The sequence below is a fragment of the Marinomonas primoryensis genome (assembly GCF_013372285.1).
GTDB classification, from domain to species: Bacteria; Pseudomonadota; Gammaproteobacteria; order Pseudomonadales; family Marinomonadaceae; genus Marinomonas; species Marinomonas primoryensis.
On the sequence record NZ_CP054301.1, the window covers coordinates 3,129,423 to 3,137,500 of the forward strand.

Annotated in this window: 5 protein-coding genes, 2 rRNA genes and 1 pseudogene (1 of these 8 only partly in view); 6 read left to right on the forward strand and 2 right to left on the reverse strand. The window is 45.0% G+C overall.

The window, feature by feature from the left end; genetic code table 11:
• Positions 1–39: 39 nt before the first annotated feature.
• The 6 genes and pseudogenes from pyk to MP3633_RS14535 all read left to right on the forward strand — a co-directional run.
• A complete protein-coding gene (gene pyk, locus MP3633_RS14510) occupies positions 40–1,488 on the forward strand; it encodes a pyruvate kinase (protein ID WP_176336068.1) in 1,449 nt (482 codons plus the stop codon).
• Positions 1,489–1,495: 7 nt separating this feature from the next.
• Positions 1,496–1,966, forward strand: a complete 471-nt coding sequence (locus MP3633_RS14515) for a methylglyoxal synthase (RefSeq protein WP_112140782.1) — start codon at positions 1,496–1,498, stop codon at positions 1,964–1,966.
• A gap of 217 nt (positions 1,967–2,183) precedes the next feature.
• Entirely contained in the window at positions 2,184–2,675 is a 492-nt protein-coding gene (purE, locus tag MP3633_RS14520) for a 5-(carboxyamino)imidazole ribonucleotide mutase (protein WP_176336069.1), read from the forward strand.
• Between the two features lie 3 nt (positions 2,676–2,678).
• On the forward strand, positions 2,679–3,746 hold the full coding sequence (purK, locus tag MP3633_RS14525; RefSeq protein ID WP_112140785.1) for a 5-(carboxyamino)imidazole ribonucleotide synthase: 1,068 nt from the start codon (positions 2,679–2,681) through the stop codon (positions 3,744–3,746).
• A gap of 252 nt (positions 3,747–3,998) precedes the next feature.
• The gene (locus MP3633_RS14530; protein ID WP_176336070.1) at positions 3,999–4,472 is read left to right on the forward strand and encodes an Lrp/AsnC family transcriptional regulator; all 474 of its coding nucleotides are present in this window, start codon (positions 3,999–4,001) and stop codon (positions 4,470–4,472) included.
• Positions 4,473–4,583: 111 nt separating this feature from the next.
• A pseudogene (locus MP3633_RS14535) lies at positions 4,584–5,033 on the forward strand (transposase family protein); the annotation flags it as partial.
• Between the two features lie 157 nt (positions 5,034–5,190).
• Here MP3633_RS14535 and rrf read toward each other — a convergent pair.
• Both rrf and MP3633_RS14545 read right to left on the reverse strand, forming a co-directional pair.
• Positions 5,191–5,305 (reverse strand): 5S ribosomal RNA (rrf, locus tag MP3633_RS14540).
• Between the two features lie 204 nt (positions 5,306–5,509).
• Positions 5,510–8,078 (reverse strand): 23S ribosomal RNA (locus MP3633_RS14545) (it continues 327 nt past the right edge of the window).

Here is an 8,078-nt window from a genome sequence, read left to right on the forward strand (position 1 = left end):
TATACTTCACTTCAAGCTTTCTAATCTTTGGTACATAAAATGACTCGTAGAACTAAAATTGTTGCCACCTTAGGCCCTTCTTCTAGTACTCCAGAAATGATTGAGAAATTAATCTTGGCTGGCGCTAACGTCTTTCGACTAAACTTCTCTCATGGTCAGCCAGAAGACCACATTAACCGAGCAGAAGTTGTTCGTGCTATGGCAAAGAAAAACAATCGCCATGTAGCCATTCTTGGTGATCTACAAGGCCCTAAAATACGAATCGCACGCTTTAAAGATACCAAAGTTGAACTTCAAGATGGCGCGACGTTCATCCTAGACGTTGGCTTTGATAAAAATGCTGGCGACGAAAACCGTGTTGGTATTGATTACCCTCAACTTGCTGCCGATTCTGAACCAGGCAATGTGTTGCTCTTAGATGACGGCCGAGTTGTTCTTGAAGTCCTTGAAATTAAAGGGACAGAAGTTATAACGAAAGTTCTTGTGGGTGGTGCTCTGTCAAATAACAAAGGCATCAATCGCCAAGGTGGCGGACTTTCTGCTGCAGCACTTACTGAGAAAGATAAAGAAGACATCAAAACCGCAGCAATATTAAAAGCAGACTATCTTGCTGTCTCGTTCCCTCGTTGCGCCGCTGACCTCCATGAAGCGCGCGCATTGGCAGAAGCCGCAGGTCTTAAAGCTGGCATCGTTTCTAAAGTAGAACGTGCAGAGGCCGTTGCCGATAACGAGACACTGGATGCTATCATTCTAGCTTCAGATGCGGTCATGGTTGCTCGTGGTGATTTGGGTGTAGAAATTGGGGATGCAGAATTAATTGGTGTTCAAAAACACATGATCAAGCGCTGCCGTCAACTGAATCGTCCAGTTATTACAGCAACACAAATGATGGAAACCATGATCACCAGTGCGATGCCAACACGTGCAGAAGTGTTTGACGTTGCCAACGCGGTTCTAGATGGAACAGATGCCGTTATGTTGTCTGCTGAAACAGCGGCAGGAAAATATCCTGAAGAAGTTATCCATACTATGAACCGTGTTTGTTTGGGCGCTGAGAAACAACCAGCTATCAATCGTTCAAAACACCGTATCGATGTGACCTTCACTAATGTTGATGAAACCATTGCGATGTCAGCGATGTATGCTGCAAACCACCTAGAAGGTGTAAAAGCGATCATTAGCTTGACTGAATCAGGTACTACGCCACTCCTTATGTCCCGCATCAGCTCAGGTTTACCAATTTATGCATTATCCCCAAACCAAGCGACACTCAACAAAGTTACCCTTTATCGTGGCGTCACACCAGTAGCATTCTCCTCACAAGAGTTCAATGTAGATACTATTGTGACAGGTTTAGTTGACCACGTTAAATCACTCGGTCTAATCTGCGACGGCGACCTAGTCATTGTCACAAAAGGTGATCATTTGGTTAGCTATGGTACAACCAACATGATGAAAGTAGTAAAAGTCGGCGCCGCTGAGGAATAAAAACACCTTGAAAAGCAAGACTTTACGACAAAAGACCGTTACAACACCAGAGCGTAAAAACGTCGCTCTGGTGGCACATGATAATATGAAGCCAGCGCTTATTGAATGGGCTGAAAAACACAAAGAAAAACTTATTAAGCACAATTTAATGGCAACAGGAACAACGGGGAATTTAATGCAGAAGCAGTTAAATGTTCCCGTTAAATCACTTATTAGTGGCCCTCTTGGAGGCGATCAACAACTAGGCGGATTGATCGCAGAAGGAAAAATAGATGTCTTAATATTTTTCTGGGACCCTTTCGAACCGATGCCACATGATCCTGACATAAAAGCACTACTTCGCGTTGCTGCTGTTTGGAACATCCCTATTGCTTGTAGCGTTTCTTCGGCAAACTTTCTCGTTTCTTCACCTCTCTTTGAAAGTGCGTTTGAACGACAAATTCCAGATTATGAAAAATACCTCCAAGAGCGACTTTAGTCGCTCTTCTTTTATCTAACGATTGTCAGCTTTATAACGATCAAGATAAGCATCAAACAACCTGACACTCGCTGTTTTCCTCAAAGTCGGCTATATTAGCGCCCTATTACACCTCTGATATCGCTGTGTTAGGCCTCAGTAATCTCAGATGAATTTTATATACCAACGTATTATGCCCCTTAGCACCACGTTGATAGCTACCGACAGGAGAAATGTTTTGCAAGCAGAAGTTGCCCTAATAATGGGATCGAAAAGTGACTGGGCTACAATGGAAAGCGCCGCTGAAATCATGGATGCATTAGGCGTCAGTTATCATGTTGAAGTGATTTCAGCTCACAGAACGCCAGTAAAACTTGCAGAGTTTTCAGAAAGCGCGGCAGACAAAGGCTTCAAGGTCATTATTGGCGGTGCTGGCGGTGCGGCTCATTTACCTGGCATGGTAGCGGCGCACACACGTCTGCCTGTTCTGGGTGTGCCAGTACAGAGTAAAGCCCTAAACGGCATGGATAGCCTTCTCTCTATCGCTCAGATGCCAAAAGGCGTTGCCGTTGGTACACTTGCTATTGGTAATGCAGGTGCCTTCAATGCAGGCTTACTAGCTTGCCAAATTTTAGCCCTTTCTAACCCCGTACTCGCGGATAAAATTGAAGAATTTAGAACCAACCAAACAAACACTGTTTTGGAAAATCCTGACCCTAGAGAGGTTTAATCTATGTCAGTTCTATGGGTATTAGGAGCAGGTCAACTCGGAGCAATGCTCAAACAAGCAGGCATGCCGCTGGGCATTGACGTTCGTCCGGTTGATATAGAAGCAACAGAAACTTTACCATTAAGCTCAACAGACATCATAACTGCGGAAAGAGAAGAATGGCCAGAAACGGCAGCAACAAGACAACTCTCTACACACAGTAACTTTGTTAACTTAGCCACTTTTCCTCAACTTGCTGATCGACTAACACAAAAGCAGTGGCTTGATCGCCTTGCACTAGCAACCGCACCATGGTTTCCAGTAGAAAGTGACTCTAGCGCTCAACATGCCTATCAAACCCTCGGTGAACGAGTTCTGTTGAAACGTCGTCGTGGTGGTTACGACGGTAAAGGCCAATATTGGTTAAAGCAGTCAGAAGCAACAGAAATACCTGAAGACTGGAAAGGGTATGCAATTGCAGAACAAGCTATCAATTTTGATGAAGAAGTATCATTAGTAGGAGTGCGAGGTAAAAATGGCGATACATATTTTTACCCTTTAACACTTAATCTTCACATCAATGGCATTCTGTATGCTTCCATTTCACCCTTAGATCGCCTCAAGCCTTTTCAAAGTAAGGCGGAAGCCATGCTCAGTAAGCTCATGGAGGCTCTAGACTATGTCGGTGTTATGGCTATGGAGTGCTTTCGAGTTGGTGGTGACTTACTCATTAATGAGCTTGCCCCACGAGTTCATAACAGCGGCCATTGGACACAAGCTGGCGCAAGTATCTGTCAGTTTGAAAACCATGTACGCGCTGTCACAGGCCTTCCATTAGCGCCTGCGGAGATTAAAAACCAAAGTATGATGGTCAACTTAATCGGTATAGATTTAGATTATGAATGGTTAAAAATTAAAGGTTTGGAGCTTTATTGGTATAAAAAAGAGGTGCGTCTTGGAAGAAAAGTCGGACATCTGAATTTTTGCTCTGGTAATCTCACAATATTGCAGAACGCATTAGCAGACCTAAAACTGCCAAAGCCCTATCCAGAAGCCCTACTGTGGTTAGCTAAAAACCTCCCTAATCAATAAATCTTATACTCCTATCAATAAAAAAATGCCGCTAATTAGAAATGATGAGCGGCATTTTTATTTAGTCGACTTTAATTTCATCAAGATAGATAAAAAACGACCAATCGTGCAAATAAATATCTATTAATTAGCAAATATAATGTTTTTGAACTTGTTTACTTTACAAAACTCCTTATTCTAAACGGTCAAGTTAAAAACAGATCGACGACTATAAGAAAAGCAGTACATTTAGATACTGATAAGGAACTTTGAATGAATAATATTGAACTAGACAGCTATGATTGGCGATTACTCAAGGCCCTTCAAGCAAATGCAAGACTCACTAATGTCGCACTATCTGAACAAGTAAACTTATCTCCATCTCAATGCTCAAGACGCCTACAAAGACTAGAACAAAACAACCTAATAGAAGCTTACTTTACTCAGTTAAATGCCAGTGAATTAGGCTATCAAATAACTGCTTTTGTGAACATAACACTTGATAAAAGTATAAAAAATTCAGACAAAGAATTTAAAGAAGCAATCGAAGCCATACCTCAAATATTGGAATGTTATTCTGTAAGCGGAGAAGCAGATTACTGGTTACGAATCATTAGCGAAAACCTACCAGCTCTCTCAATATTTTTAGGTGAATCACTTGCCAGCCTACCATGCATACGAGACTTGACGTCTACCGTTGTTTTAAACCGCATAAAACATGCACCTGCCATTCCTCTACCAAATTAATTTTAAGCCGATTTAAAAGCGACACAAACTCTGCTATGGCGACACATTTGTAGACACCGCATTTACACATACTAATAGGTAAACATAAAGTGAATTACGCAGTGATGACTACCGGTCCACAGACAACATCGAATCAGCAATGAACTTCGTAAAAAAGGTGTCTTCGTACAGTGGCGTTCGCTCGATCTGGCTTAGACACGTTTTAGAAAACTTCAAAAAGCGCATCTAAGCCTTAGAGCAAAAGGTAGCCAAAGATGGCATCGTATTGACGGACGCTCGAGTCGCGGCTCTTGAGAAAAAGAAAGAGAATGACGTAGAGATAGAAACTCCTCATCTAGGCTATCTGAGCTCTCAAGACACTTTTTATATTGGCAATCTCAAAGGGGTTGGAAGAATTCATCAGCAAACCTTTGTTGATACTTACAGCAAAGTAGCCTTTGCAAAGCCTTAAACACCCATTACAGCCGCAGACATTTTGAATGACAGAGTATGCCGTATTTTGAGCGCAATGGCTTACCTATGCCTCGCATCTTAACGGATCGTGGAACAGAATGTTGTGGCTGATTAGAGCAATATAATTATCAGCTTTATCTTGCGATCAACGACATTGATCACACCAAGATAGATTTACCGCCTATTTTCCTTTATTTCAGCGTCTATTTCCTTGAGCCAAAAAAAAGCCCTGACAGCGTTAGCTATCAGGGCTCTCTTAATTTAAGCTTGACGACGACCTACTCTCACATGGGATCTCCCACACTACCATCGGCGATGGCGCTTTTCACTTCTGAGTTCGGGATGGGATCAGGTGGTTCAACGCCTCTATGATCGTCAAGCAATTCTGCTGCGTTCGTTCTGGCGGTTTCTTAAGATCATAATCTCTATCATCTCTTTCTTCCAACCAAAACACGCGAAGACATGCTTGGATCTTTAACAATTCTTTTTTGAAATAACGGTAATCAAGGTTAAACCAGTTTTTATCGTAATGTGTCTCTGTAATCTTTGATGAGCTTTCTCATCTAAAACCACTTTGGTGTTATATGGTCAAGCCTCACGAGCAATTAGTATTGGTTAGCTCAATGCCTCACAGCACTTACACACCCAACCTATCAACGTCCTAGTCTCGAACGGCTCTTTAGGGGACTTATGTCCCAGTGAGATCTTATCTTGAGGGAGGCTTCCCGCTTAGATGCTTTCAGCGGTTATCCCGTCCGAACGTAGCTACCCGGCAATGCCACTGGCGTGACAACCGGAACACCAGAGGTTCGTCCACTCCGGTCCTCTCGTACTAGGAGCAGCTCCTCTCAAATCTCAAACGTCCACGGCAGATAGGGACCGAACTGTCTCACGACGTTCTAAACCCAGCTCGCGTACCACTTTAAATGGCGAACAGCCATACCCTTGGGACCGGCTTCAGCCCCAGGATGTGATGAGCCGACATCGAGGTGCCAAACACCGCCGTCGATGTGAACTCTTGGGCGGTATCAGCCTGTTATCCCCGGAGTACCTTTTATCCGTTGAGCGATGGCCCTTCCATACAGAACCACCGGATCACTAAGACCTACTTTCGTACCTGCTCGACGTGTCTGTCTCGCAGTTAAGCGTGCTTTTGCCTTTACACTCTACGCATGATTTCCGACCATGCTGAGCACACCTTCGTGCTCCTCCGTTACTCTTTGGGAGGAGACCGCCCCAGTCAAACTACCCACCACACAGTGTCCTCGATCCAGATAATGGACCTGAGTTAGAACCTCAAACATACCAGGGTGGTATTTCAAGATTGGCTCCAATAGAACTAGCGTCCTATCTTCAAAGCCTCCCACCTATCCTACACAAATAGGTTCAAAGTTCACTGTGAAGCTATAGTAAAGGTTCACGGGGTCTTTCCGTCTAGCCGCGGATACACAGCATCTTCACTGCGATTTCAATTTCACTGAGTCTCGGGTGGAGACAGTGTGGCCATCGTTACGCCATTCGTGCAGGTCGGAACTTACCCGACAAGGAATTTCGCTACCTTAGGACCGTTATAGTTACGGCCGCCGTTTACTTGGGCTTCGATCAAGAGCTTCGCTTACGCTAACCCCATCAATTAACCTTCAAGCACCGGGCAGGCGTCACACCCTATACGTCCACTTTCGTGTTTGCAGAGTGCTGTGTTTTTAATAAACAGTCGCAGCCACCTGGTATCTTCGACCGACTAGTGCTTACGGAGCAAGTCCTTCACACCGGCCGGCGTACCTTCTCCCGAAGTTACGGTACCATTTTGCCTAGTTCCTTCACCCGAGTTCTCTCAAGCGCCTTGGTATTCTCTACCTGACCACCTGTGTCGGTTTGGGGTACGGTCAATGTATATCTGAAGCTTAGAAGTTTTTCCTGGAAGCATGGCATCAACCACTTCGCCCAAAAGAGGGCTCGTCATCAGTTCTCGGCATTCTCTCTAAAAGAGTGACCCGGATTTGCCTAAGTCACTTGCCTACCGCCTTAAACACAGACAACCATCGCTGTGCTGGCCTAGCCTTCTCCGTCTCTCCATCGCAATATACATCGGTACAGGAATATTAACCTGTTTTCCATCGACTACGCATTTCTGCCTCGCCTTAGGGGCCGACTCACCCTGCCCTGATTAACATGGGACAGGAAACCTTGGTCTTCCGGCGGGGGAGTTTTTCACTCCCCTTATCGTTACTCATGTCAACATTCGCACTTCTGATACCTCCAGCCTGCCTTACAGCTTGACCTTCAACGGCTTACAGAACGCTCCTCTACCATGCCTAATAAATTAAGCATCCGTAGCTTCGGTGTACAGTTTGAGCCCCGTTATATCTTCCGCGCAGGCCGACTCGACTAGTGAGCTATTACGCTTTCTTTAAAGGATGGCTGCTTCTAAGCCAACCTCCTAGCTGTCTAAGCCTTCCCACATCGTTTCCCACTTAACTGTAACTTTGGGACCTTAGCTGACGGTCTGGGTTGTTTCCCTTTCCACGACGGACGTTAGCACCCGCCGTGTGTCTCCCGTAATTGCACTCATTGGTATTCGGAGTTTGCATGGGGTTGGTAAGTCGGGATGACCCCCTAGCCCAAACAGTGCTCTACCCCCAATGGTGAGATACGAGGCGCTACCTAAATAGCTTTCGAGGAGAACCAGCTATCTCCGAGCTTGATTAGCCTTTCACTCCTATCCACAAGTCATCCCCAGCCTTTTCAACGGATGTGGGTTCGGTCCTCCAGTTGATGTTACTCAACCTTCAACCTGCTCATGGATAGATCGCCCGGTTTCGGGTCTATTCCCAGCAACTAAACGCCCTATTAAGACTCGGTTTCCCTACGGCTCCACTACATGCTTAACCTTGCTACTGAAAATAAGTCGTTGACCCATTATACAAAAGGTACGCAGTCACGGAACAAGTCCGCTCCCACTGCTTGTACGTACACGGTTTCAGGATCTATTTCACTCCCCTCACAGGGGTTCTTTTCGCCTTTCCCTCACGGTACTGGTTCACTATCGGTCAGTCAGGAGTATTTAGCCTTGGAGGATGGTCCCCCCATATTCAGACAGGATATCACGTGTCCCGTCCTACTCGTTTTCACTATAATGGCATTTTCGTATAC

What these genes read in the sequence shown, in the direction of transcription:
- MP3633_RS14530 (WP_176336070.1), top strand. Translation starts at nt 3,999, where the DNA reads ATGAATAATATTGAACTAGACAGCTATGATTGGCGATTACTCAAGGCC.
- purK (WP_112140785.1), top strand. Translation starts at nt 2,679, where the DNA reads ATGTCAGTTCTATGGGTATTAGGAGCAGGTCAACTCGGAGCAATGCTC.
- pyk (WP_176336068.1), top strand. Translation starts at nt 40, where the DNA reads ATGACTCGTAGAACTAAAATTGTTGCCACCTTAGGCCCTTCTTCTAGT.